Here is a 24,317-nt window from a genome sequence, read left to right as displayed (position 1 = left end):
GCTGGACTCAAGCCTACCCCCAAGATGGGATATAGGGATTGTTCGATATATAGAACAAATTCGGAAGTATGCTTCTTATAATGTATCCTCTGTCGTTTGTCAAGAGCCGGATTTGTGAAAAAGGGGCCGTAAAAGAGCTATTTCGGCCTTTTTGATCGAATCTTTCCTGAAAATGGAAAATATCTCTTGTCTTGTCCGCCCCGCTCTTGGAGTCTGCGGAACAACGCTGAATTCGGTTCGTTTTATCGAAACCGGCCCGTGGTGGGGGGAGACAACGAACCTCCTGCACGTCGCGTGAGGGGCCGTCTGACGACATTGGCCTGTTAGGTGGCACAGAGATTGCGTCGACCTTCCGGGAGTCGCCACGGCCGGTGCTCTTTGGAGGAGGAGACTCCGCGAACCGACTCCCGTGGGCCTTCCCAAAAAGAGACTTCCAAAAACCGCACCGGAGTGCTATAGATCGTTTATCAACCCCAGAAAGGGAGGCAGACATGAGAAACCCGAAATCCGAGAGAATCGTGTTTTCACTCGTGCTACTTGCCGCTTTGGTCCTCCTGCAGCATTGCGCCTCCACACCCAAGGTCGAACGGAAAGAGGTTGAAACCACAATAGATCTCAGCGGGCGCTGGAACGACGTGGATTCGAGGATGGTTTCAGAGGAGATGATACGGGACTGCCTCGACCATCCCTGGGTGGAGAGGTTCAAGGAAAAGCACGCGGGAAAGATCCCCACAGTAGTTGTGGGCCTGGTAAGGAACCGGAGCCACGAGCATATCAATGTCCAGACCTTTGTCAAGGACCTGGAAAGGGCCCTGATCAACTCGGGTGAGGTCCGCTTCGTGGCCTCAAGTGACGAGAGGAGACAGATCCGAGAGGAGAGGCTCGACATGGCAAGACACGCCTCGGACGAAACCATGAAGCCCCCTGGGGAAGAGGTCGGCGCGGATTTCATGTTGATAGGGACGATAAACACCATCAGAGACGAGGTCAAGGGAAAGGCCGTGATGTTCTATCAGGTCAACCTGGAACTCATCGACATGTCCAACAATATCAAGGCCTGGATTGGAGAAAAGAAGATCAAGAAACTCATCAAGAGACCCAAAATGAGGCTCTAGAACCAACCCCGAAGCCGGCCATGAAAGACCTGAAAAAGAGGTGTGCCTTCCTATCGTCTCTCCTCCTGCCGGGAATTCTCGTTTTCTCCTGTGCTCAACCGTTCAGGCATTACTCGCAGATCCAAAATTATCTGGTTCAGGCAGATTACCCTTCGGCTCTAAGGCTGATCAGAGAAAACAGCAAGGCATACACCGGGCCGGACTCCGCACTCTACTACCTGGACGGGGGCATACTCGCTCACTATGCCGGGAACTATCAAGAGAGCAACCGGTTCCTGGCCCGTGCCGAATCCATCATGAACGAGCTATACACCAGATCTCTTTCCAGAGAGACAGCCTCCTTTCTCATCAACGATCGGACCATTCCTTACAGGGGGGAAGACTTCGAGAATGCCCTCGTCAATCTCTTTATGGCCTTGAACTATGCCGAGTTGGGTCTGTGGGAGGACGCCCTGGTGGAGGCCAGGAAGGTGGACAGTAAGTTGAGCGCTATCAATGGTCAATACGGAGTGGAGCGGAGAAGCGCCTACAAAGAGGACGCATTCATTCGTTTCCTCATGGGGGTCCTCTATGAAGCAGGTGGAGAGAAGAACGACGCCTTCATCTCCTACCGGAAAGCCGAGGAGATCTACAGGACCGACTACCTTGTAAACTACGGCATACCAGCGCCACCCGTCTTGATTGAGAACCTGCTCAGGACGGCAAGGGCCTTGGATTTCCATGAAGAGGCAGCAAAGATTCAGGAGCAATACGACTGCACAGACACCGGGATCCAGGGAGAAGAGGACAAGACGGCCGAGGTCTATTTTGTCCATTACAATGGACAGGGGCCGGAGAAGGTGGAGCAGCACTGGTTTGTTCCCATGTCGGATGGATATGTGATCAAGATCGCCTATCCCAGGTTTGAAAGGAGGCCCCGGACGATTTCCCGTGCCGAGATAGACCTGATAAACCCGGCTTCGGAGAGCTCTTTTCGATTCCCTACGGTCCTCGTGGAAGATATCGGTGCAATCGCGGTGAAGAACCTGGAAAACAGGATCGCCGGGATCAGGGCCAAGGCCATCGCCAGGGCAACCGCCAAGTACCTGGCAACCATGGCGGCCGTACGGTCGGCCGAAAAGAGAGACAACGAGTCCCTGGCCCTGCTGGTCCAAGTCGTCGGCAACATGGCCGGCATCATCACGGAGCATGCAGACCTTCGCCACTGGAGGCTCCTCCCCGCAGAAATCCGGATCGGCAGGGCTCGGGTTCCCCCCGGACAATACCGGGGGGAGATCGGATTTGTCGATGCAGAGGGCCACGTGGTCTTCTCAAGAGCCGTCGAATCCTTCACCATCAAGGAGGGGGAAAAACGCTTCTTCACCTGTGCATCACTCCTTTGAGGTCACCCGAGCAGAGTGGCCCGGGGTAAAGCCATGATGAGACCGCCGGAACTACGACTCTTTGCTCTCTCGGTTGTCTGTCTGATCGGGGCCGGATGTGCATCCCCGCGGCCGGAGGTTCACGTCCAGGAGATCCGCGGGAAAGCGGACCTGGCCTTCCGTGAGCTGGAGATGGAAGAAAAACCCTCTCAGTCCCCTGCAGGACGGTCGAGAAGAGACGAGCGAAGACCATCCCATGACAGAATCGTACCAGAGACCACCGCACCCTTGGCTGAGGGAGGGAGGCCGGACTGGGTGGACGGCAGGAGCGCGAGATACCCAGAGTGGAGATATCTCACTGGGGTTGGCTACGGTTCGGATCGCCGTTCCGCAGAGGAGAACGCCCGCGCCGAGATCGCCAAGGTGTTCTCCAGCAGGATACTCTCCCAGACCAGGATCTACGAGGAGTATCTGGAGACCACATCCATGGGCAAGTCTGCCCAGACCGGATCCATCGACATCGAGCAGATCACCACGATCTCGACCGAGAGGGTGCTTTCGGGTGTGAGGATCGCAGAGGTCTACCTTGAGGGAGGGCCTGATCCAATCTATTACGCCCTTGCCTTGCTCGACAGGGATCAATCGGCTACAATCCTCAGACGGAGAATTAGAGAGCTGGATCGATCGATCGAGGGCCTTTTGGCCGAGGCGGCGGACCAGGAGGACGTCCTGGCCAGGATCAGATATCTCAGCCGTTCTGTCCGGAAGTATCTCCTCAGGGAGGCATGCAACGGGGAACTCCGAATCGTCACTCCCTCTGGAAAGGGCATCCCCCCACCTTTCGGTTTTCGTGAAATCAGGAACCAGCTTGAAACCGCACTCTCAAGGGATTTTTCGGTCGGCCTCGTGATCACGGGCAGCCATGCCGACCGGATCAAAGAGGCCCTTGTTCAGGCTCTCAATGAGCGGGGAATCGCCGTCTCTTGTGACCTCGCCAAGGCCCGGGTCCTTGTGAAAGGGACCATAGAGATCACTCCCCTGGAGCGGCAGGCATCGGAATGGAATTACGTACGATGGCGAATCCATTTGGATCTGCTGGATCAGAGGGAAGGAACCGTGTTCGGAAGCCTCAACGAAACGGGAAGGGAGGCCCACCTGAGTTTCCCCCAGGCCGAGGACCGGGCGGTTCGCAGGATACAGAAGAGGCTGGTCATGGATACGGCGGGCAAGGTGAAGGAGTATATTCTTCCACCTTGACCTCCAAACGATGGTACGGGATTTGCGTAATACCAAAGGTCGAAACAACCGTGAAGGATGATGAGGATAGTGAAGATGAGGAACCGACGAAGGATACCAGGGGCAGTCTTTTTCATGCCGGTACTTATAGCAGGATTCGTCCTGCTGGGCCACTCCGCCTCCGCCCTGACTGCTGGGGCGATTTACCGGAAGGCGAGCCCCGGGGTAGTTTTTATCGTCGCCTTCCAAGACTCGCAGGCAGGACGGGCCGGTACAGGATCGATAATCCGGGAGGACGGCTTGGTGATCACCAGTGCCCATATCCTGGTCCCTCGGAACTCCTCTGCACCTGCGTCCAAGATCTCGGTCTTCTTGAAACCCAGGCAGATTACCGGAAACTACAAGCGGGACCTTTCCAGGGGATACCGGGGAAGGGTCTTGGCCTACGATCTCCCCCTCGATCTGGCTCTGGTCAGGATCATAGGGGTGGAGGAACCCCTTGTAGCGCTCCGGTTCGGCGATTCCGACAGGGTATCCATAGGCGACCAGGCTTACGCCATCGGCCATCCCGAACAGGGAGGGCTCTGGAGCCTGACCACCGGGGTGATCAGCGCCCGGATAGACGGCTTCGGCGGGATTGCGGGGAAGAATCTGTTCCAGACAGAGGCGAGCATCAACCGGGGTAACTCGGGCGGCCCCTTACTCGACCGGGAGGGGAGGATAATAGGAGTCAATTCCATGATCGCCCGGCAGGCCGCCGACGGCACGGTCATCACGGACGTCAATTTCTCCATCAGATCGAAGGTGGTTCTTGGATGGCTCGACCGCTTGGGCTATCCTGTCGCCGCGGCAGCACCGACCCGATCTTCCGAGGAACAGGGAGAGACCTCGTCCGTTCCCCATCGTGACGGGGAAGCATCCGAACAACCCTCGGGCCCCAGGAGTCGGGAGAAGCCCCCGTGCAAAGCCGAAGGGGAAACGAAGAATGCCTCTGAGAGAGGAGAGATCCTCACAAGGAAAAACCCCTATGTCATGGAGGAATTGGTTGCAGGCATGGAGGAGATGGAGACCATGATGGAGGAGATGCACCAAAAGATCCAAGACTTCAAGAAGAGGAGGTATCCATGAAAGCAAAAGCGTGGCAGGCACTGTGCATCGGGACGGTCATCGGGGCCCTCTTTCTCGCGGGATGCGCCACGAGAAAGCCGGCTCCATCGACCAAAGGCAGGCCCGCATGGGTGGACAAGGGAAGCGGCGCCTTTGACATGAAAAAGAAGAAGATATTCTATGGCGTGGGTATAGCTTCCGGGATCTCGAACAAGGCGCTCCTCGTATCGACTGCCGACAACAGGGCCCGGGCAGAAGTCGCCAAGATCCTCGAGACCTATGTGGCCTCTCTGGCAAAGGACTACATGGCTTCCACAACGGCCGGAGACATGTCCGCTTCTGCCGAAGAGCAGCACGTGGAGCAGGCACTGAAGAATTTTACGAAGACCACGCTCCACGGGGCGAGGATCGTGGACCACTGGAGGGATCCTAAGGACGATTCATTTTTCTCCCTGTGCGAGATGGACCTCCTGACCTTCAAAGAGGCGTTGAACGACTACAAGGAACTCGACAGCCAGGTGCGAGACTACGTCAGGGAGAACGCCGAGAGGCTCCACAAGGAACTGCAGGAGCTGGAAAAGCAACAGAGATAGATAAGGACCCCGGGGCCCGGTCTCGGGCTCAAACTCAGAGCCTCTTCCGGGCGTGCCTCACCCAGGACAGCCAGGTTGGGCTTGAGGGGTTGTCTGCGCGGATCAAACCCGCGGGAACATCCGAATGCCTCTCCTCCGAGCCCAAATCACACGTGCGTGCCCTCCCAGGGTTTCTTTAGCTCTAGGTCGAGAACTCTTCCGAGCGCTTGACCTTACGGTCTGTTCCCTTCCTCGACAGGAGAGGAAGCTCCGGCCTCTTTCTCCTTGACACCCTCGACCGCTTCCCCTTACAATGGTCTCCAAGAGCAAGGACGACTGCTACGGGTTGCACAGAGTGAGAAAGGAAAGCCGGCTCGCAGAATCCTCCCAGGCATGAGTGCTGTACCGTCGTTTTTTCCCAGGACCCACACCGAATCTCAGACCTAGAGGGGCTCCATGGTCCGGTACATTCTAAGGTTCATCACGGTGATGGGCTCGCATAGAGACCCGCGCCAGATCTCACTCGGATTTGCCCTCGGCATGGTTCTTGGATTCACACCAATCTCCAGCCTCCATAATCTGCTGGTCCTCCTTTCGATTCTCCTCTTCCCGGTGAACCTAACCGCGGTCGTACTCTCATGGATGGTCTTCAGCGGCTTAGCCCTGGCAGGTGATCCACTCTTTCATCGGCTGGGGCTCTTTCTGCTGGCTGACCTAAGGCCTCTCCGAGGGTTCTGGACAACCCTCTACAACGCCCCTCTGGTTCCCTATACCCGATTCAACAACACCCTTGTCCTGGGGAGCTTGGTCTTCTCTCTCATGACTTTTTGTCCCCTGTATCTCGGCGGTTGCATCGTAATCGTCAAGTACAGGGAGGCCGTGGTCGAACATGTCAAGAGGTGCAAGGTTGTCCGGGTGGTCAGAGCCTCCAGCCTTTACAGGTGGTACATTCGCCACAGCGAACTGAAGGGCTAGAACAATGAAAATGATCCGGCGGTCTGGACTGGCAATTTTCGTCGCCGTTGTTGCCCTCATCGGTGGATTCAATCTTCTCCGCCTGGACAGCATCATCAAGTCGATTCTTCAAGACCAGGCCAGCCTCGCAGTGGGCGCTCGAGTCGACATCGGGGACCTCAAGTTCAGCCCCTTCGGCCTCGACATAGAGATCAGAAACCTCAGGGTGGCCGACCCGGACGAACCCATGCGGAATATCTTCGAAGCCCGGAACGTGACCCTGGATCTGGCGGCTCTTCCCCTGCTCAGGAGGAAATTCGTCGTCCAGCGCTTGAAAGCGGAGGACATTGTCTGGGCCACTCCTCGTCAGACCTCGGGAGGGCTGCCACCAAGGCTTCGACAGCAGCCGAAGAGACCATATGGCGCCCAAATCGGCAGGCAGGGAGACAGGGAAATCCAGGACTGCGTCCTTCCCGATCTGTCTCTCCTTCAGAACCCCGAGGATGGACTTCTTGGAGACTTCTTAGCCGAGACCAGCCTGCCCTCGTCCGATTTTCTGGCCGCCCGTCAACAGGAGTTCACCAACCTGAAGACATCCTGGGACAGACACCTTGCAGGCCTTCCAACAGAGAAGGAGATCAAGGATTCCCTGGCCGCACTTAGAAACCTGACGAGGGAAATGCCCAAAGCGACCGGCGAGTTATCAGGTTGCCTGCGAAGGGTCACGGATGCCGAGCAGAGACTGGCAGACATCAGGAAGAATCTGCTAGCCGCCAGAGCCGAATTCCAGAAGCAGGTGAGAAGCCTGAAATGCCCTCCGAGCGAGTTGAAAAGGCTCGAAAAGCAGGATTTCAAAACCCTCTGGACACGACTCGACATCCGGGAGCCCAGGGCTGAGGATCTGCTCTGTGTCCTCTTGGGCAAGGACATTGCCAGAAAGGTGGATCACGTTCTGGCCTGGTACAGGAGAATCGCCCGTTTTATGCCGTCAGGCCCACCCGAGGGCAGGCAGCAAGAGCCGAGAACCAGGCCTGCATCCGGTCTTAAGGGCTTGGATGTCCTCTTCCCTGTCACCAGCGGGTGGCCCAAGTTCGTCCTTGAAGTAGGCGAGTTTTCTGCTCTCCCTCACGGAGGCGCCGAACCGGGCCGTGCCTTGTTCAGCCGCCTCTCCGGGGAAGTCCAGGGGCTGACCTCACAACCCGCTCTCTATGGGAAACCCACGGTTTTCCGATTCGAGGCGACGCTGCCCGGGGAAGAGCCCGGGCAGCTCGTCTTCTTTGCAGAATTCGACCATCGGAAAAGACCCTCTCGGGATCACATGGAACTCCTTATCAAAAGCCTCAGGTTGGATCGCTCCCAAGACGGCCTCGACCGCGACAGGGCTCTACTGCTCACCTCAGCATCTCTCGATATGGAGGGAGATATCAGGTTCAGGGGTGAGGACATGGAAGGAACAGTCCGGGTGAGCCTCAACCGACCAAAGGTGAAGCTCGGATCAGGAGCGGCGCTACTGGCGGGTCTCTTCGACAACCCGGAACCACTCGAGATGGATCTTTACATTTCGGGAACCATTGATCAACCCCGCATGCGACTCGCCACTCCGGCTTCCACGACCCTGTCTGCGTCCCTGGAGAGAGTCTTTCGTGCCCGACGACAAAGCCTGCGCCGCAAGGTCAGAAAAATAGTCAACAGCAGGTTGCACGAGAAACTCACCGCTTTCCAGGTCCAGGTGGCCACCTATGAGAAGCGCGTTCTCGGTGACCTGGTCCGCCGACTCCACGCTACCCGCCCAGTGAAGCAGAAGGGCGGCAGGGGGAAGACTTCTCTCCAGGGGGCGGCAACAGGGCAAAATCCCTCTGAAAGACCGGAAAGGCTTGCCTGATCTTTCTTTTTCCTTCTTGTGTTTTCACGGAGGACCCACTATATTGGAAGCTGGGCTGTCGGAACAAGAGAATCACGGATCAGACGAAGGAGGAACAAACCATGAAGAGACTCTCCTTTGCTTTTGTCGTGCTTGCCACGGCTGTCACCGTGGTGATTGTCCTCTCCCCATGGCCGAAGGCGGTCTGGGCGAAAACCGTCAAGATCGCCTTTATCGGCCCTCTGACCGGACCCAACGCCGCTCAGGGCAACGGGGCCAAGAACTGTTTTGATCTTGCCATCAAGCAGGCCAACGCCTCCGGTGACTTTCCTTACAAGATCAAGATGGTGCCCCTGGACGACGCATCCGATCCGGCCGTGGCGGTTTCTGCGGCTCTCAAGGCTGTCTCGGACCGGAAGGTGGTTGCAGCTAGCGGCCATTGGAACAGCGCGTGCGCTCTTGCAACGATCCACACTTTCCATTCTTTCAAGGTTCCGTTTGTTGTCTGGGGGGCGATCAGTCCCAGGATCACGGAGTACAACTATCCTGAGGTCACCCGCAACTGCCCGACGCTGGTGCAGGAGAACGTGCCTTTTGCCAAATGGGTCATCCAGGATCTCGGGTACAGGAGCTTCAGTATCATCTCGGACACGACGGACTACGGCGAGCAGAACACCAAAGCCTTCAAGGCCCTGGCCGAGAAATACGGCGCAAAGATACTGTCGGTCGACGCGGTTCCGGTGGGAACAACCGACTTCAGACCGATCCTGACAAAGATCAAGGGGCTCGATCCTTCTGCCATCTATTTCGGCGGCGTCGTTATGGAGGGCGCTCTTACCAAGAGCCAGATGGCGAAAGTCGGATTGAACAAGCTCTTCTGCGCGGTCTCCGGGCTTGCAGACGAGAAATTCAACGAGGTGGCCGGGAAGGCCGCCGAAGGAACCGTCATCACCAAGCCGGGCTTCGATCTTGACGAGTTGCCAGGGGGCGTGGAATTCAAGAAGGCTTACGAGGAGCAAGGCTACGGTGAACCCATGGGGGCCTACGGTATCTATGCCTATGAAGCGGCCAATATCATCCTCGAGGCTCTGAGACAGGTCGGACCTGACGACAAGACGGCGATCGCCAAGGCGATCCGGGCAATGAAATACAAGGGGATCCTTGGAACAACCACCTTTGACCAGAACGGGCAGACGGAGCTCGCCCTCGTGACCAGGCTCGTGAGCCAGGACGGCAGATGGGTGAAATGGGGAAAATCGGCTTACGCCAGGGGAGAAAGAAGTCTTCCCAGGCCCTGATGGAGATGGATCCGTCCTCTTCCGGCAGCCCCATCCTGCCCGGGACGTTCAGGTGATTCGTGAGAGGGGACGACAGAGCCCTGTCGGCTCTCGTCTGTTTTCCTTGAGGGAGGGATTCCCTTGTCGGAGCTCATCCAACAGAGCATCAACGCCTTGCTCCTTGGATGCAACTACACCCTCATCGCCATCGGGTTCAGCCTCTTTTTCGGTGCTCTCAACGTGGTCCACTTCTCCCACGGAGACGTCTGCATCCTCGGCAGCTACGTAATTCTCATCTTCTACGCTGTAGGAAGAGCCAGCGGCCTCCTTGAAGTCCTTCCGCCCGGACTGTCCGTCCCTGTCCTGATCGGGGCCGCCGCCGCCGTGACGGGTATCCTCGGTGCGGTCTTTGAAAGGCTGGTTATAAGGCCTTTCAGACACGCCCCGCTCCTGATGGTCCTTGTGGCCACGGTAGCCCTGGGTCTAATCATCCGAGAGGCTATCCGAGTATTCTACCCCCAGGGAAGCAATCCTCAAATCTTTCCCCAGCTCCTCCCCGGCGGGGGTCTCCATGTGGCAGGCATCCCCCTCCGCTACGACAACCTGATCATCCTGGGAGTGACGGTCGGACTCATCTTCTCCATGTTCCTCTTTATCGAACGCACCCGGATGGGTGCGGCCATCCGCGCCATATCCCAAGACATGGAGGCCGCTATGATGATGGGAATCAACATAGACACCACGGTGGCGGTGACTTTTCTGTTGGGTTCAGGTCTGGGTGCGGTGGCGGGTATCCTGAACGGAGCCTATATCAGTATCGTCCGTTTCGACATGGGGCTCATGGGAGGCATCAAGGGCTTCTCTGCTGCGGTGGTGGGGGGGCTCGGCAATATCTACGGCGCCATATTTGGAGGTCTCGTCCTTGGATTCGTGGAGACCTTTGCCTCTGCTTTCATACCCGGAGGAACGGCATACAAGGACGTGTTTGCCTTTCTGGTGGTCATCTTCTTCCTTGTCTTCAAGCCTTCGGGCATCCTGGGGGAAAAGGCCTACGAGAAGGTTTGATCATGAAGAAATACGGCCGGATTCAGGAAGCGGTCCTGGTTTTGCTGGCAGAGCTGTTTGCTTTCTCGGTGTTTGTTCTTTTTCTGCGGGTGGAGCATGTGGTGGGAACGATCGTCGTGATTCTGGCAATCGGCGGATGCTGGTATCTCTTCGATCGGTCTGAAAGGGTCCAGGATTACCTCACCACGGCCTTCCGGCACCAGAGGGGTTTTTCGGTAATCATCGCAGTCGTCCTGCTGGTCGCTCTTCCAGTCGTCCTGAGAGACGATCCCTATCTGATCCATATCTGCCTTACTGCCGGGATCTATGTGATGCTCGCAACGGGCCTCAACTACCAGCTCGGAAGCACCAATATCGTCAACCTCGCCACGGCCGCCTCCTATGGTGTCGGTGCCTATACGTCGGCGCTCCTGTCGGTGCACACGGGTGCGGGTTTCTGGCTGGTTATCTTTGCCGCTGGAGGTGCTGCGTCATTCATGGGCTTTCTCCTGGGCTTGCCCACCACGAAGACCAAGGACTACTATCTCTCCCTCGTGACCATCGCCTTTGGTCTGATCGTCTACCTCTTGCTGAACAACCTCCACTTTACCGGGGGGCCGAACGGGATAGGCGACATCCCTGCTCCCAGCCTCTTCGGCCATTCCTTCAGACAGGGCATCGATGTCCTCGGACTCAGCCTTCCCTTTCATGCCAACTACTACTACCTCGTCCTCTCTTTCTGTCTGGTCTACACCGTAATCTCCCAGCGACTCCACGACTCCCGGACAGGTCTGACATGGAACGCCATCCGGGAGGACGAGATCGCTGCACGATGTTCTGGAATCCACGTCGCCAATTACAAGATCCTTTCCTTCTGTATCAACTGTTTTCTCGACGGCGTGACCGGGGCGGTCTACGCCCATTATGTGGGCTTTATCTCGCCGGAGAATTTTCAGTTTATGCTCTCGGTGGTCGTCGTGACCATGGTGATTCTCGGAGGCATGGACAACGTGTTCGGGGTTGTCTTCGGCGCGGTTCTCTTGACCCTGCTCCCGGAGAAATTCCGCATATTCGAGGACTTCAGGCTCATGATGTACGGTGTCATCGTTATCACCACCCTGGTTGCCAGGCCCCAGGGACTCTTTCCCCAGAAGTTGAGAAAATATGGTTGACAGACTCCAGATGCCTTCCCCTTTGCTCTTGGAAACCCGGGACCTCACGATCAACTTCGGAGGGCTGACTGCCGTGGACCGGGTCTCCTTTGAGATGGCCCCAGGTGAAGTCGTCGGCCTGATCGGCCCAAACGGGTCGGGCAAGACGACTTTTTTCAATCTCCTTACCGGGATCTACCGGCCCACGGCGGGTGAGATCCTCTTTCTAGGGGAGAGTACTCTGGGCTTTCCGGCCTTCCAGCTCGCCCGGCGGGGGATCGCCAGGACCTTCCAGAACAACCGATTGTTTGCCAACCTCAGTGTCCTCGACAACGTGATCATCGGAATGCATCATAAACAGAAATCCCAGTGGTATCATGCCGTCTTTCGCAACCGATTTGCCAGGGAGGAACTCAGGGAGGCGGCCCGTCGAGCCATCGAACTCCTGGGTTTCTTCAGCCGGGAGCTCGTCGATAGCTGTTACAAGAAGGCAGGAGATCTACCCCAGGCCCACAGAAGGAGGCTCGAAATCTGCAGGGCTCTGGCCGCGGATCCCTTACTCCTACTGCTGGATGAGCCGTCTGCAGGGATGGATCCCGAGGAGACCTCCGATCTCATGGAGGACATACGAAAGATCCAACAGAAAAAGAGCCGGATCGGGATCATAATCATCGAACACGACATGACCGTCATCAAAGGGGTGGCGGACCGCGTCGTGGTCTTCAACTACGGCCGCAAAATCGCCGAAGGTCCCTTTGCCGAGATAGCGGCCAACCCGGAGGTTCTGGAAGCCTATCTGGGGCAGAAGGACCGAAATGCTCAGGCTTGTTGATATTTCTACGGAGTACGACCGTGTCCCCATGCTCAGGGGCGTGAACCTCGGCATAGAAAGGGGGAAACTGATCTGTCTTCTCGGAAGCAATGGAGCGGGAAAATCGACGACCGTAAAGACAATCCTCGGCCTCGTCAAACCCACAGGCGGAGAGATCCGTTTTGAGGGGCGGTCTCTCACCGGTCTCAAGACAAACCGCATCGTCGAACTCGGGATCTCGGTCGTTCCCGAAGGAAGACGGCTCTTCCCGAAGATGACGGTCCTGGAAAACCTCAGGCTGGGGGCTTTCTTTGTCAAGGACGCAAGGAGTATCGAGGAAAGGGTGGAAAGGGTCTTCCACCTCTTTCCCGCCCTCAAGACCCGGCTCCATCAGACGGCAGGTACCCTGAGCGGCGGAGAACAGGGTATGGTCGCCATCGGCCGGGGAATGATGAGCAGGCCCAAGATCCTGCTGCTCGATGAGCCCTCTCTCGGGTTGGCTCCCAGGCTGGTCCAGGAGTATTTCCAGACCATCTCGAGGATCAACCGGGAAGAAAAGACAACGATCCTCCTCATCGAGCAGAACGCCGCCAAGGCCCTTTCCATTGCAGACGGCGGCTATGTTCTCCAGAAAGGCCGTATCGTAGCGCAGGGAACCGCCCGGCAACTCATGGAGACCCAGGTCATCAAGAAGGCCTACCTCAGGGGGTCAGACTAGGTGGCAATACCGGGATTTCCCTAATCCCTGCAATCGGCCCCGGCCAGAGCCGGGAAAGAGAAAAAAGGAGAGGTCGGTTGCCTTCTTGCTCCCTCATGCCCGCCATTTTCCAAAACAACGCCCGCAAACTCAGGTCGGTCGGGCGTTCATCACCGAAAAACCACAGCAGGGGGAGAAGCACGAGGTCTCCGCAGTCCTTCTCCCCCCTGCCGTGCAAAGCCCCTCGAAAAGGCGAACCCCTGTTGTCGGAGACCGTAAGGCCGGGTCTAAGAGGCCCGGCCCACCATCACACGCGGTCCATTGAAGGATAGACCAGACCCATGGAGCTCACTTCCTTCTTGATGCGTTCATAGAGATCGAGGTACTCCTGGTTCGGCTCCACCCGCTCCATGTCATAACATTCGCTGATCGTCTTGCCGACTGGCGCCTCGGATATCTTGTCCTCGTATTTCGGGAGGATCTTTTTCACGAGATCGTTGGCATCCTTACGGGACAAACCCATCCTAGTCGCCGAGTGGGCCGCCTCGGCACAGATTCGCCCCTCCATCCCGGTGCACCGCTCCGGGTGTCTGTTCCGCGCTACGGCAGCCGGGGAGAGATCCGACCCGGAAACCGCAGCAGTGATCCCATGGGCTATCAACTCGTAGCATGCCATCTCCGTGCACGGACCTGCGGCGATGAAAGTATTGGCAAAATGGAGAAGATGGGTGTTGCGGGCCAGGGCCTGATGAGCAGTGCTCACCAACCAAAGCATCCGACGGGTCGTGTTGCACGTCTCATGGATCTCAATGGGAAAACAACACGAATACTCCGTCTCGAAGACAAGACGCCCCAGGAAATGATGGGCGACCAGAACCATGCTCGTCCCTTCGGGCCCACCGGCGTATCCGCCCATGAGCGGACCGTAGAGTCCTCCGATAGTGTATGTGGTCCGCCGGAGAAAGGGAACCTTCTTCATCCGGTCGTAATCCACCTTCATCTCCGCAATTGCTCCGCAAAGAACGCCGTCCCGCGCTAGGGCCCCGAATTCAGGCCTGGCCGCGGCGATCATAGCGTCGGCCTTCTCCGCAGCCGAAACCATGGTGTACATTCCCTTTCCCGGGTGCCCCACCCTCCGGGCCGCCTCCCGCCTCTTACCGAGATCCCAAATAGCAGCCTCCACCTCGATGGGCGAGCCCGACCTCACTTCGATCCCACCCAGGGTATGGAGCAGGGAACCGGCGGAAAAACAGTCAGCCAAGGGCTCCTTTGCCGCACTCATCGCTGCCTGGAGAAAGGTCTCCTCAGAGTAAGGGGTCCCGACCAAGGTGAAGTTGCAAAAGGGCGGTCTCGAATCCTCGACTTTCCTGTTCCTCTGGACCCGCTGATCACGGCCTTCTCCCCAGACGATCTGGTTTACCCCCGCCTCCAGGGCATCGAAGAGCTCTTTCTTATCGAATTTCATTACCCGGCCGGTGTCCGTGCAATAGACCCCAACTTCCAGGAAAAACTCGACAGCGGCATCGAAAAGCCGGTCGGGCAGGCTGTCGTCCGACGGGATTACCACCTCAGGATTGTACTTGATATCGTATTTCTTGGTCACCTCCCTGGCCACCCTCCCCACTCGACGGTCGAATTCCCCTTCGGCCAACATTTCACCATTGTCGGAACGATTTACTACTTCCCAAAAGTCAATCATGGGACTCTCCTTTCGTTGCTCCATGGCCGGAATAAGGCCGGCAAACTCTCCTCCCCGGCCGATCCTAACCCGTGCGAAACATCCCCGGCCTCTGAGTATTTCAGCCCACCAGCTTCTTGGAGATGTTTACCGCCTCAACGGCATTCTCCCCGTATCCGTCTGCACCGATCTCCTCTGCCCACTCGGGAAGAACAGGCGCACCGCCCACGATCACCTTCATCTTTTGCCGGAGACCGGAATCCTCCAGCGCACTCATTACCCTGGGGATATTCTGCATGGTAGTGGTCATCAGGGCCGACATACCCACGATATCCGGCTGGAGTTCTTCGGCCTTTTCCACGAAGGTGCTCACCGACACATCGTGACCCAGGTCAAAGACCTCAAAGCCGGCCCCTTCCAACATGATCCGGACAATGTCCTTTCCGATTTTGTGGACATCCCCTTGGACCGTCCCGAGGATAATCCGGCCCTTTCTCTGCTCACCCCCACCGGAGGCAAGATAGGGCCGCAGGATCTCAACCCCTGCCGTCATCGCGTCGGCTGCCTGAAGCATCTCCGGGAGGTAGATCTCGAGGGTCTCAAACTTTCTCCCCACCTCTTCCATGGCAGGGCGCAGCGATTTTTCCAGGATGTCCATCGCCGTCAAGCCCTGATCTATCGCCCTGCTTATCAGTTCTTTGACCCTATTCACCTCTCCTATCTGAACTTCTCTTCCCAATTCCTCCAAAAGCTCACTCATTCCGCACCTCCTTACCTCCTTGGGTCTTGGTTCACCAGAAACAGCATGTTCTAATATTTGATCAAATATCAAATTTTCTGTCAAACGCCAACTCGGCCGATCTGGACGCACCTCGGCCCGTCAGGAGCGAATAGCTGACAAAAGCACTCTCTTTTTCAGTCTCTCTTCCACTCGTCTCGGCTGCACGTAAAATCTCCACTGTTACCAAATCAAAAGCCGGGCCTGATCTTGGATTCTTTTTGACTCCAGCGGGCCGGCCCTGTGCGCCGCCTCAGGTCTGAAAGGCGGTTTTCCAGCCAAATGGCGGGAAAAAGCCCGCATCAAGCCGATATTCTCTCACTATGGCTCGAAACGGTCTTCAGTCCGGCGATTCGCTATTTGACAAAGGCTTTGATATTTGATCAAATGTTCAATATCAAAACAACCTGCACCGGCAAACATAACACCTTAGCACCATGGACCGTATCATGGCTCTGAATGATCTTGCCTCAGTCAGCCACTCCACTCTTGAGAAAACCGTCTATAACGAACTGCTGAGAGCGATTATCTCGGGAAAGCTCTCCCCTGGGACCCAGATTACCATTACGGAACTGGCCGAACAACTGGGGGTCAGCCTGATGCCAGTCAGGCAGGCACTCAGGGCACTGGAAGCCAAGAATCTGGTTTCAATAATGAAAAACCGGAGGCTCAGTGTAAGAAGACTCTCTGTTGACGATCTCAACGAACTCCTCCGCATTCGCATCAATCTCGAGTGTATGGCGGCTGAGAAGGCTGCCGAAAATCCTAGTCTTGAAACAATCCAGACCCTGGAGCGGCTCCTGGATGAGATGGTCGTCACAGGAGACCGGGAAGTCTATCTCAACAAGAACAGAGAATTCCACCACACCATCTACCGGAGTGCGAACATGCCGATCCTCTTAGAAATCATTGAGGATCTCTGGTCGAGGACCAGCCCCTACTACTTTACCTATCTGGTGGCAGGGGATGTGGGGGAGCACAGGGTCTACCACGAGGGGATGCTCCGGGGAATGGGCCAGAGAGACGGCAGAGAAGTATGCAAGTGGCTCGCGATGGATCTGGAGAAGGCGGCCCAGGAACTCACGAAGCAACTGGTAGCTCGACGCTAGGGATTAGGGCCCTCCGTGGGCGTGATTTGATCCTTTCACAAAGGGAAAGGGGGTGAGGCAGAGGGGTACGATTTTGACCGCACCATCGGTTTTTTTTGGCTCAGTGACCAAGAGATCATTCCACCTAGAACGAGGAGGGAGTCGAAAAATGCGGAAAAAAACTCTTTTGCTTTTTCTCTGTTTTGCAGTGGCCACGGCCTTTGCAGCTCCAGGGGCGGTCCTGGCTAAGAAAGTCGTCAAGCTGGGATTCATAGGGCCTTTCTCCGGTGGAAGCGCCTACGAGGGCCTTGGGGCCAAGAACTGCTTCGACCTGGCAGTGAAACAGGCAAATGCATCCGGCAAGTACAAGTACAAGTATAAGGTGATCTTCCTCGACGACGAGTCGACCCCTGCCACCGGCGTGGGAGCGGCCCTGAAACTGACCTCGGATCCGAAGGTCATTGCCGCTTGCGGCCATTGGAACAGCCCCGTTGCTTTTGCCACGATCCACATCTTCCACAGATTCAAAATGCCCTTTATGATCTGGGCCTGCATGCATCCGGATCTCACCAAACAGGGCTACCCGGAGATCACCCGGATCTCCTCTACCCTCGATGTGGAAAACAAGGACCTGGCCGCCTTTGTCGTGGGGAAACTCGGGTACAAACGGTGGAGCATCATCTCCGACCCAACCGTGTACGGGGTGGCCAACGCCGAGAACTTCGGCCAGGCCGTAAAGAAGAACGGCGGGGAGGTTGTATCCACGGACTTCGCCCCGGTGGGTACCCAGGACTTCCGCCCGATCCTGACAAAAATCCAGGAGCTGAACCCGGACGCTATTTACTCGGGAAACGTGGTGATGGAGGGCGCGCTGATCCGAGTCCAGATGAAGAAGATGGGAATGGATTTCCTCTACGCCGCCAATTCCGGTCTCTATCCGAAGAAGTTCTTTGAAGTCACGAAAGACGCGAGCGAGGGCACGATAGTGACCAAACCGGGCATTGCCATGGAAAAACTCAAGGCCTGGAAGCCCTTCAAGAAGGCCTATGACGAGCAGGGCTACAAGGAGCCTGCGGGTTGGTACAGTCTCTATGCCTATGACGCGGCCAATATCTTGATGAATGCCATAGAGAAGGTGGGGCCTGACCGCGAAAAAGTGACCCAGGAGATCCGCAAAACCGTGTATGACGGCCTCACAGGGCACATCACATTCAACGAAGACGGCCAGAACGTACACACCGGCAACGTCATCTACGTGGCTCAGGACGGGGACTGGAAAATCTGGGAGGAGTCCGACTACGCCACAGGCAAACGCAAGCTCCCGCCTATCAGGAGCAAGTAGTGACCGGACAAGGGTGGAAGCTTCTTTGAAACACGGGCTTTTCTTCCAAACCGTAGAACTCTCTAAAGGGTCAGGAACTCCGGAATGCACGTCATCATCGACCAACTGATCAACGGGCTTATGCTCTCCTGCACATATGCACTGATAGGGGTGGGTTTCTCCCTCTTTTTCGGTGCGCTGAACGTGATCCATTTTGCCCATGGTGACGTCTGCATCGCCGGAGCATTCCTGACCCTTGCGGTTCACGGTATTCTCGTGAAGCTGGGGATAACTCAGGTCCTCTCGCCGTGGGAGATCACTGCTATCACGTTGATTCTCGGTGTCCTGGCCACGAGCTTTTTCGGGGTTCTGGTCGAGCGGGTCGCCATAAGGCCGTTCAGGAAGGCCCCTATCCTGATCGTGTTGGTTGCAACCGTTGCCATGGGTATCATAATCCGCGAGGGAATCAAGAATTTCTATCCGACAGGGGCCAATCCCCAGTCCTTTCCGAAGATGCTGCCAGAGAAAATCATCCAGGTTGCGGGGATCCGCTTGAGTTATGAGAACATTTTGATCTTCCTCTTTACCATTGTGCTTATCGGGGCCCTGTTTCTCTTTATCAAGAAAACCCGCCTGGGACTGGCCATAAGGGCCATATCCCAGAGCGGCGATGTGGCTCTCATGATGGGAATCAACCTGAACAAGACCGTGGTGGCCACGTTTTTCATCGGGTCGGCGCTGGGAGCCGTTGCCGGTATTATGAACGGCCTCTACTTCGGAGGCACGCGGTTCGATCTCGGCCTTCTCTTCGGCGTCAAGGGCTTTTCCGTGGCCGTGGTCGGCGGCCTGGGAAACGTCTACGGGGCCGTAATGGGAGGGCTGGTCTTCGGCTTGATGGAGACGTTCGCAATGGCTTTCATCCCCCAGGGGACCTCTTGGAAGGAATTCATCGCCTTCTCCATCGTGGTCCTCTTTCTGATCTTTCGCCCCCGGGGAATCGTGGGTGAGAGAGTCGTTGAAAAGGTTTGATCCATGCCCGGACCGCTGGCGCTGGTATTGGTCGAACTGGCCATCTTTGGATTCTTTGTTGCTTTCATGAAGAGCGACTCAATGTACGTGCTGGTCTCTCTCATCCTCCTTGCAGGGGCAGGCCTGTACGGGTTCCGAAGGCACCACACCCTCAGAGAGACCATTGCAGGGGCCTTCTCTACGCACCGCTGGCTGAGCTACCTCGTCTTTTTTGGATGCATCTTCTCCATCCCCTTCATCTTCAGAGACAGCGCCTATCTGATCCACATATGCGTGATGGCTGCCCTCTATTCGATCATTGCCATGGGGCTCAACTTCACCCTGGGCAGCGCAAACATGACCCACTTCGCCTCTTCCGCCTTCTTCGGGATCGGTGCTTATGCGGCAGCTCTTCTCTCCATCCATCTCCACACGGGTTTCTGGATGAACATCTTCTTGGCAAGCGCCTGCACCGCCGTCTTTGGATTTCTCCAGGCCATCCCCATATTGAAAACCAAAACCTACTACCTTGCCCTGGTGACAATGGCTTTCGGGCTGATCTTCTATCAGTTCGTCATCACGGTCCACTTCACAGGCGGCCCGGCAGGACTGCTGGGTATCCCCTACCCCAAGGTCTTCGGGCTGGAACTGGTCAACCCCCTGCACATTTTCGGCGTGGAGCTCCCCTTCCAGTCGAACTTCCTCTATCTCGTCGTCATTTTTGCTTTCCTGGCCATGGTCTGCGCCAGGAGGATCCACAATTCCTGGATCGGAATGACCTGGAACTATATCCGTGAAGACGAGATTGCGGCCAAATGCCAGGGAATAAACGTGTCGGGGGCGAAGCTGCTGGCCTTCACCTTTGATGCCGCTTTTGCGGGATTCGCCGGCACTTTCTACGCCCACTATATCTCGTATATCGGCCCGCCCAATGCGGACATTATGATCTCGGTAATGGTGGTCATCATGGTTATCCTCGGCGGCATGGACAATGTGACCGGTGTCATCCTCGGGGCCGTGTTGCTGACGGTCCTCCCTGAGAAATTCAGGGTTTTTCAGCAATTTCGCCTCACGATCTACGGGGTGATCGTTCTTGCCATGCTGATCCTGCGGCCCAACGGACTGCTGCCCAAGAGGGTCAGAACCCATCAAAGGGCTTGATGGCTATGGTACTGCTGGAATGTGAGAAGTTGACGGTTGGCTTCGGCGGCCTCATCGCGGTCAAGGAGGTCGATTTCTCGGTCGGAGCGGGTGAGGTGGTGGGGCTCATCGGCCCGAACGGTTCCGGCAAATCGACCCTTTTCAACCTCATCACAGGAATCTACCTCCCGACAAAGGGCAACACCCTATTCAAGGGCGTTCCCATCACGGGGAAATCCCCTGCCGAGATCTCCCGCATGGGTATAGCCCGCACCTTCCAGAGCAGCCGCCTCTTTCTCGAACTCTCGGTCCTGGACAACGTGCTGAGCGGTATGTGGTACCGAGAACGGTCAGGCGTCCTGGAAGCGCTCTTTCTGAGAAAGAGACTCAACCGCCGGATGGGAGGCTGTATCGACCGGGCCGTTTCACTGCTCCGGTACTTCAGCCAAGACCTCGGATCCGACCCTGACAAGCGAGCCGGTGACCTCACACTCGGGGATCGCCGAAGACTTGAAATCTGCCGTGCCCTCGCCACGGATCCAGATCTCCTGCTTCTCGACGAGCCCTCGGCAGGGATGGACCCGGAGGAGACACGCACACTGATGGCCGACATCGAAAAGGCAAGGCAGAGAAAGCCAGAGATAGGCATAGTCATCATCGAACACGATCTTGGAGTCGTTCAGACCATAGCCCACAGAGTCGCAGTCCTCAACTACGGCGAGAAGATAGCCGAAGGCCCCTTCGAGAAGATCGCCGAGGATCCTAATGTGAGATCGGCCTACCTGGGAGGGGAGACACCGCATGCTCAGGCTTGAAAACGTTTCTACGGAATATGACGGCATCCCCATGCTTCGAGACATCACCATGAGGGTGGAAAGAGGCAGGGTTGTGTGCCTTCTCGGGCCGAACGGGGCAGGGAAAACCACGACCATGAAAACGATCCTGGGATTTGTCCGGCCGGTAAAGGGCAGGATCTTCTTCGAGGACAGACGAATCGATCGCTTGAACACCGACGAGATCGTACGGCTGGGGATTTCGGTGGTTCCGGAAGGGCGGGGGATATTCCCAAACATGACCACCTACGAGAACCTGAGGGTCGGTGCCTTCCACGTGACGGCAGAGGATGTTCTGAAGCAGAGAATGGAAGAGGTGTTTCAGATGTTCCCGGTTCTCCGGGACCGGATCGGCCAAGTGGCCGGTACCCTCTCCGGGGGCGAACAGACCATGTTGACCATCTCAAGGGCACTCATGGGCAGACCCCGGCTGATGCTCCTTGATGAGCCTTCCCTCGGGCTGGCCCCTCTGCTGGTGGAGCAGTTTTTCCAGAAAATCGAAGAGATCAACCAAAGGGGGATCACCGTATTCCTCATCGAACAGAACGTGACCAAGGCGATCTCCATTGCCGGTTACGGGTATGTTCTCCAGAAGGGAAGACTCATTGCAGAGGGGAGGAAAGAGTCTCTAATGAACGAAGAGATCATCAGAAAGGCCTACCTCTAGCAAGCCCTGACAAGTCATGAATCGAAAACCCGTTCAATAGCCAAAGACCTTATGAGTCTGGGGCTGCGGATTCGAGATTCCCACGACGAAAGAGAGGCAAGAAGGGAGACTGCGGAAGCGGTGGGGTACCCATCGAGGGTGGGAGGGGAGGGGAAAGGTCGTGTTCGTGATTCGTGAGTCGTGTTCCTGGGAAAGGGGCAGGAACTGCCCACCCGCGAACCTTGGTAGGGTCGCCGCGTGAGCTCAGGAGCGAGGGCACAGGGGTGTTCTCCTGCCAAAACAGAAAAAAATCGTGAAGTCATATACTTGCAAGAATCCTCGGCCGAAAACTCAGGGAACTCCCCAGATGACAAGCGGTTGACTCTCTGAGGAAATACGGATAGACTCTGTGCTCCAGGCTCCGGGTTGGGAGCAGCCGGTGGAAAGGGGGTGGTATGCGGCTGTTGAATCTGCTGGAGCTTCGTCGCGTATGTTCTAAAATCGAAAAGAAAGGGGGAAACCCATGAAGACAGCCAGAACATTGGTCACCGTTGCATTGGCGCTTGTAGTCGCTGCATATTCCGCAGTCCCGTCCGCCAGGGGAGCAGGTGCACCTTACAAGGTCGGTGCCGTCCTCGAGGTGACCGGGGGGCTATCCTTCCTCGGACAGCCCGGTAAGAACACCTTCATGATGATCGAGGAAGAGATCAACGATTCAGGGGGCATAAACGGCCATCCACTGAAGCTGATCATCTATGACACCGAGGGAAAGCCGACCCGCGCCGTTACTTCGGTTCAAAAACTTATTAAGAGAGACAAGGTCTGCGCCATTCTCGGACCGTTCTCGAGTGGTTCGGCCCTGGCTGTGATTCCCATCGAACAAGAGGCGGAAATACCCACCATCGCCCTGGGAGCGAGTCGGAAGATCGTCGAGCCGGTCAAGAAATGGATTTTCAACACCGTCCAGACGGACAGGAACGCCGTGTCTCGTATCTATGAGTTCATGAGAAGAGCGGGAATAAGCAAGGTCGGCATCATAACGGTCTCCAACGGATTCGGCGACAGCGGCCGCGAGCAGCTTATCAAGCTCTCCTCGCAGTACGGCATCCAGGTCGTGGCAGATGAGAAGTTCGGCTCAAAGGACTCCGATATGACCGCTCAGTTGACGGCGATTCAGAGGACAGACGCCGAAGCGGTTATCTGCTGGACCGTGGGTCCCACGGAGGCCATTGTGACCAAGAATTGGAAGCAGCTCGCCATGAAGATCCCCCTCTATCAGAGCCATGGTGCGGCATCGAAGAAGTTTCTGGCCATGACCGGAAAAGCCGCCGAGGGGATTATCTTCCCGGCCCCGAAGCTCATCGTTGCGGATCAGATCCCCGAATCAGACCCTCAAAAACCGGTTCTGATAAGGTATCGGGAGGCATACGAATCTAAGTTCCACCATTCCGTCAGCAAGTTCGGCGGCAATGCCCATGATGCCATCCGTATCATAGCCAAGGCGCTGGAAAGTGTAGGGCCCGATTCCACGAAAATCAGGGAATACATCGAGAACCTCAAGGGCTACACCGGAGTCGTGGGAGTCTACAACTACTCGCCTACAAACCATAACGGGCTGACAAAGGACTACTTTGTCATGGTCAAGGTGGTAAATGGCGACTGGAAACTGCTCAAGTAATCGGGATCATACCTTCTAACAAACCTTCTGACCCGATAGCTACTCAAGGGGATGCATGTCTCGAGGTGGCATGTATCCCCGGTCCAACCCGGCCAAAGAATCTGGACAGGTCCACGGGAGCGTTTTATGAGGCGATTGCAGGAGCCGTACTATAGAAAGTACATAACCGGACCCCTACAGAGGTTTGACGACCGGAATACGGGCTTCAGCCGAGGAGCCGTGGAAGGCGACAAGTACACGGTAATGCACGAAAACAGCGTGGAAAACGTAGAGAAGCTGATACCCGGAAAAACGATCCTCGACCATGCCATGTGGGTGGCCGGCAGGACGGTGGACTATATTCTGCGGAAAAACGCGCTGGCGCGGGGAGGGGCGCCGATATACAACAAGAAGTTCAGGCTGAAAAACCCCGACCCTTCCGCCATGGCCATAATCATAAAGGAGATGGCCCGGTGGTTCGGTGCGGATCTGGTTGGGATTGCCAGGCTCAACCCCTTGTGGACCAGGCGACCCCATTGATATCCCTCCGGAGTACGATAGGGTCGTCGTCGTCATCCATGAAATGGGGTACGAGCTCCTCCGGCGAACCCCGGCCGTGGAACCTGAAACCGATATCGGGTATTCAAAAGCAGCCTGGACGGCGAGCTCCCTGGCCACGTTCATACGCGAACTGGGTTACCGTGCCATTCCGGCTGGAAACGAGTTGGGGCTGAGCATCCCCATGGCGATCGATGCCGGATTGGGAGAGCTCGGGCGGATGGGGCTTCTAATAACCCGTGAATTCGGGCCGAGAGTCCGAATCGCCAAGGTCTTCACCGACCTGCCACTTACGCCTGATTCCCCAATAGACATAGGCGTCCAGAGATTCTGTGAGAAATGCGGCCTCTGCGCCGAGTACTGCCCCAGCCGTGCAATTATGCCCGGCCCGAGAACAGACAAGGCCTGGGATAAATCCAATGCG

General features: G+C 56.6%; 22 protein-coding genes and 1 pseudogene. 21 read left to right on the top strand and 2 right to left on the bottom strand.

Annotated elements, in window-relative coordinates; translation table 11 throughout:
- Window positions 1-491 precede the first annotated feature (491 nt).
- The 12 genes from JRJ26_16735 to JRJ26_16680 all read left to right on the top strand — a co-directional run bounded on the left by JRJ26_16735 (window position 492) and on the right by JRJ26_16680 (window position 13,207).
- Entirely contained in the window at window positions 492-1,115 is a 624-nt protein-coding gene (locus JRJ26_16735; protein ID MBW2059135.1) for a penicillin-binding protein activator LpoB, read from the top strand.
- A gap of 20 nt (window positions 1,116-1,135) precedes the next feature.
- Window positions 1,136-2,497, top strand: a complete 1,362-nt coding sequence (locus JRJ26_16730) for a hypothetical protein (protein ID MBW2059134.1) — start codon at window positions 1,136-1,138, stop codon at window positions 2,495-2,497.
- 33 nt (window positions 2,498-2,530) lie between these two features.
- The gene (locus JRJ26_16725; protein MBW2059133.1) at window positions 2,531-3,733 is read left to right on the top strand and encodes an LPP20 family lipoprotein; all 1,203 of its coding nucleotides are present in this window, start codon (window positions 2,531-2,533) and stop codon (window positions 3,731-3,733) included.
- Between the two features lie 57 nt (window positions 3,734-3,790).
- Window positions 3,791-4,840, top strand: a complete 1,050-nt coding sequence (locus tag JRJ26_16720) for a trypsin-like peptidase domain-containing protein (protein MBW2059132.1) — start codon at window positions 3,791-3,793, stop codon at window positions 4,838-4,840.
- Complete coding sequence (locus JRJ26_16715) at window positions 4,837-5,412, top strand: hypothetical protein (GenBank protein MBW2059131.1); 576 nt, start codon at window positions 4,837-4,839, stop codon at window positions 5,410-5,412. Before JRJ26_16720 ends, JRJ26_16715 begins: the two co-directional genes overlap by 4 nt.
- Before the next feature lie 435 nt (window positions 5,413-5,847).
- On the top strand, window positions 5,848-6,366 hold the full coding sequence (locus JRJ26_16710) for a TIGR03546 family protein (protein MBW2059130.1): 519 nt from the start codon (window positions 5,848-5,850) through the stop codon (window positions 6,364-6,366).
- A 4-nt stretch (window positions 6,367-6,370) separates the two neighbouring features.
- The gene (locus JRJ26_16705; GenBank protein MBW2059129.1) at window positions 6,371-8,227 is read left to right on the top strand and encodes a TIGR03545 family protein; all 1,857 of its coding nucleotides are present in this window, start codon (window positions 6,371-6,373) and stop codon (window positions 8,225-8,227) included.
- A 101-nt stretch (window positions 8,228-8,328) separates the two neighbouring features.
- Window positions 8,329-9,504: a branched-chain amino acid ABC transporter substrate-binding protein gene (locus JRJ26_16700; protein MBW2059128.1), complete on the top strand. Its 1,176-nt coding sequence runs from the start codon at window positions 8,329-8,331 to the stop codon at window positions 9,502-9,504.
- A gap of 120 nt (window positions 9,505-9,624) precedes the next feature.
- Window positions 9,625-10,548 (top strand): branched-chain amino acid ABC transporter permease, encoded by a 924-nt coding sequence (locus tag JRJ26_16695; protein MBW2059127.1) that lies wholly within the window; start codon window positions 9,625-9,627, stop codon window positions 10,546-10,548.
- A 2-nt stretch (window positions 10,549-10,550) separates the two neighbouring features.
- Complete coding sequence (locus JRJ26_16690; GenBank protein ID MBW2059126.1) at window positions 10,551-11,699, top strand: branched-chain amino acid ABC transporter permease; 1,149 nt, start codon at window positions 10,551-10,553, stop codon at window positions 11,697-11,699.
- A gap of 10 nt (window positions 11,700-11,709) precedes the next feature.
- Window positions 11,710-12,510: an ABC transporter ATP-binding protein gene (locus JRJ26_16685; GenBank protein MBW2059125.1), complete on the top strand. Its 801-nt coding sequence runs from the start codon at window positions 11,710-11,712 to the stop codon at window positions 12,508-12,510.
- A complete protein-coding gene (locus tag JRJ26_16680) occupies window positions 12,494-13,207 on the top strand; it encodes an ABC transporter ATP-binding protein (protein ID MBW2059124.1) in 714 nt (237 codons plus the stop codon). The genes JRJ26_16685 and JRJ26_16680 overlap by 17 nt, the downstream gene beginning before the upstream one ends.
- A gap of 286 nt (window positions 13,208-13,493) precedes the next feature.
- Here the strand turns inward: JRJ26_16680 and JRJ26_16675 are convergent, their stop codons facing one another.
- Both JRJ26_16675 and JRJ26_16670 read right to left on the bottom strand, forming a co-directional pair.
- The gene (locus JRJ26_16675; GenBank protein MBW2059123.1) at window positions 13,494-14,885 is read right to left on the bottom strand and encodes a monomethylamine:corrinoid methyltransferase; all 1,392 of its coding nucleotides are present in this window, start codon (window positions 14,883-14,885) and stop codon (window positions 13,494-13,496) included.
- Between the two features lie 100 nt (window positions 14,886-14,985).
- On the bottom strand, window positions 14,986-15,624 hold the full coding sequence (locus tag JRJ26_16670) for a corrinoid protein (GenBank protein MBW2059122.1): 639 nt from the start codon (window positions 15,622-15,624) through the stop codon (window positions 14,986-14,988).
- Window positions 15,625-16,091: 467 nt separating this feature from the next.
- Here JRJ26_16670 and JRJ26_16665 point away from each other — a divergent pair, with 467 nt between their 5' ends.
- The 9 genes and pseudogenes from JRJ26_16665 (at window position 16,092) to JRJ26_16625 (ending at window position 24,317) form a co-directional block, all read left to right on the top strand.
- Window positions 16,092-16,751 (top strand): GntR family transcriptional regulator, encoded by a 660-nt coding sequence (locus JRJ26_16665; GenBank protein MBW2059121.1) that lies wholly within the window; start codon window positions 16,092-16,094, stop codon window positions 16,749-16,751.
- Window positions 16,752-16,899: 148 nt separating this feature from the next.
- Entirely contained in the window at window positions 16,900-18,072 is a 1,173-nt protein-coding gene (locus JRJ26_16660) for a branched-chain amino acid ABC transporter substrate-binding protein (GenBank protein ID MBW2059120.1), read from the top strand.
- An 84-nt stretch (window positions 18,073-18,156) separates the two neighbouring features.
- Window positions 18,157-19,080 (top strand): branched-chain amino acid ABC transporter permease, encoded by a 924-nt coding sequence (locus JRJ26_16655; GenBank protein ID MBW2059119.1) that lies wholly within the window; start codon window positions 18,157-18,159, stop codon window positions 19,078-19,080.
- Window positions 19,081-19,083: 3 nt separating this feature from the next.
- On the top strand, window positions 19,084-20,220 hold the full coding sequence (locus JRJ26_16650; protein ID MBW2059118.1) for a branched-chain amino acid ABC transporter permease: 1,137 nt from the start codon (window positions 19,084-19,086) through the stop codon (window positions 20,218-20,220).
- A complete protein-coding gene (locus JRJ26_16645) occupies window positions 20,220-21,014 on the top strand; it encodes an ABC transporter ATP-binding protein (GenBank protein ID MBW2059117.1) in 795 nt (264 codons plus the stop codon). The genes JRJ26_16650 and JRJ26_16645 overlap by 1 nt, the downstream gene beginning before the upstream one ends.
- Window positions 21,001-21,699 carry an ABC transporter ATP-binding protein gene (locus JRJ26_16640; GenBank protein ID MBW2059116.1) on the top strand — a complete coding sequence of 233 codons (699 nt, stop codon included), beginning with the start codon at window positions 21,001-21,003 and terminating at the stop codon, window positions 21,697-21,699. The genes JRJ26_16645 and JRJ26_16640 overlap by 14 nt, the downstream gene beginning before the upstream one ends.
- Before the next feature lie 502 nt (window positions 21,700-22,201).
- A complete protein-coding gene (locus JRJ26_16635; GenBank protein MBW2059115.1) occupies window positions 22,202-23,356 on the top strand; it encodes an ABC transporter substrate-binding protein in 1,155 nt (384 codons plus the stop codon).
- 126 nt (window positions 23,357-23,482) lie between these two features.
- Window positions 23,483-23,875, top strand: a complete 393-nt coding sequence (locus tag JRJ26_16630) for a hypothetical protein (GenBank protein ID MBW2059114.1) — start codon at window positions 23,483-23,485, stop codon at window positions 23,873-23,875.
- A 94-nt stretch (window positions 23,876-23,969) separates the two neighbouring features.
- Window positions 23,970-24,317: pseudogene (locus JRJ26_16625) on the top strand (4Fe-4S binding protein).

The organism is Deltaproteobacteria bacterium, from assembly GCA_019308905.1.
Lineage (GTDB): Bacteria > Desulfobacterota > BSN033 > WVXP01 > WVXP01 > JAFDHF01.
The sequence above is the reverse complement of the archived record's forward strand: the minus strand, read 5'-3'. Positions and strand labels throughout refer to the sequence as shown.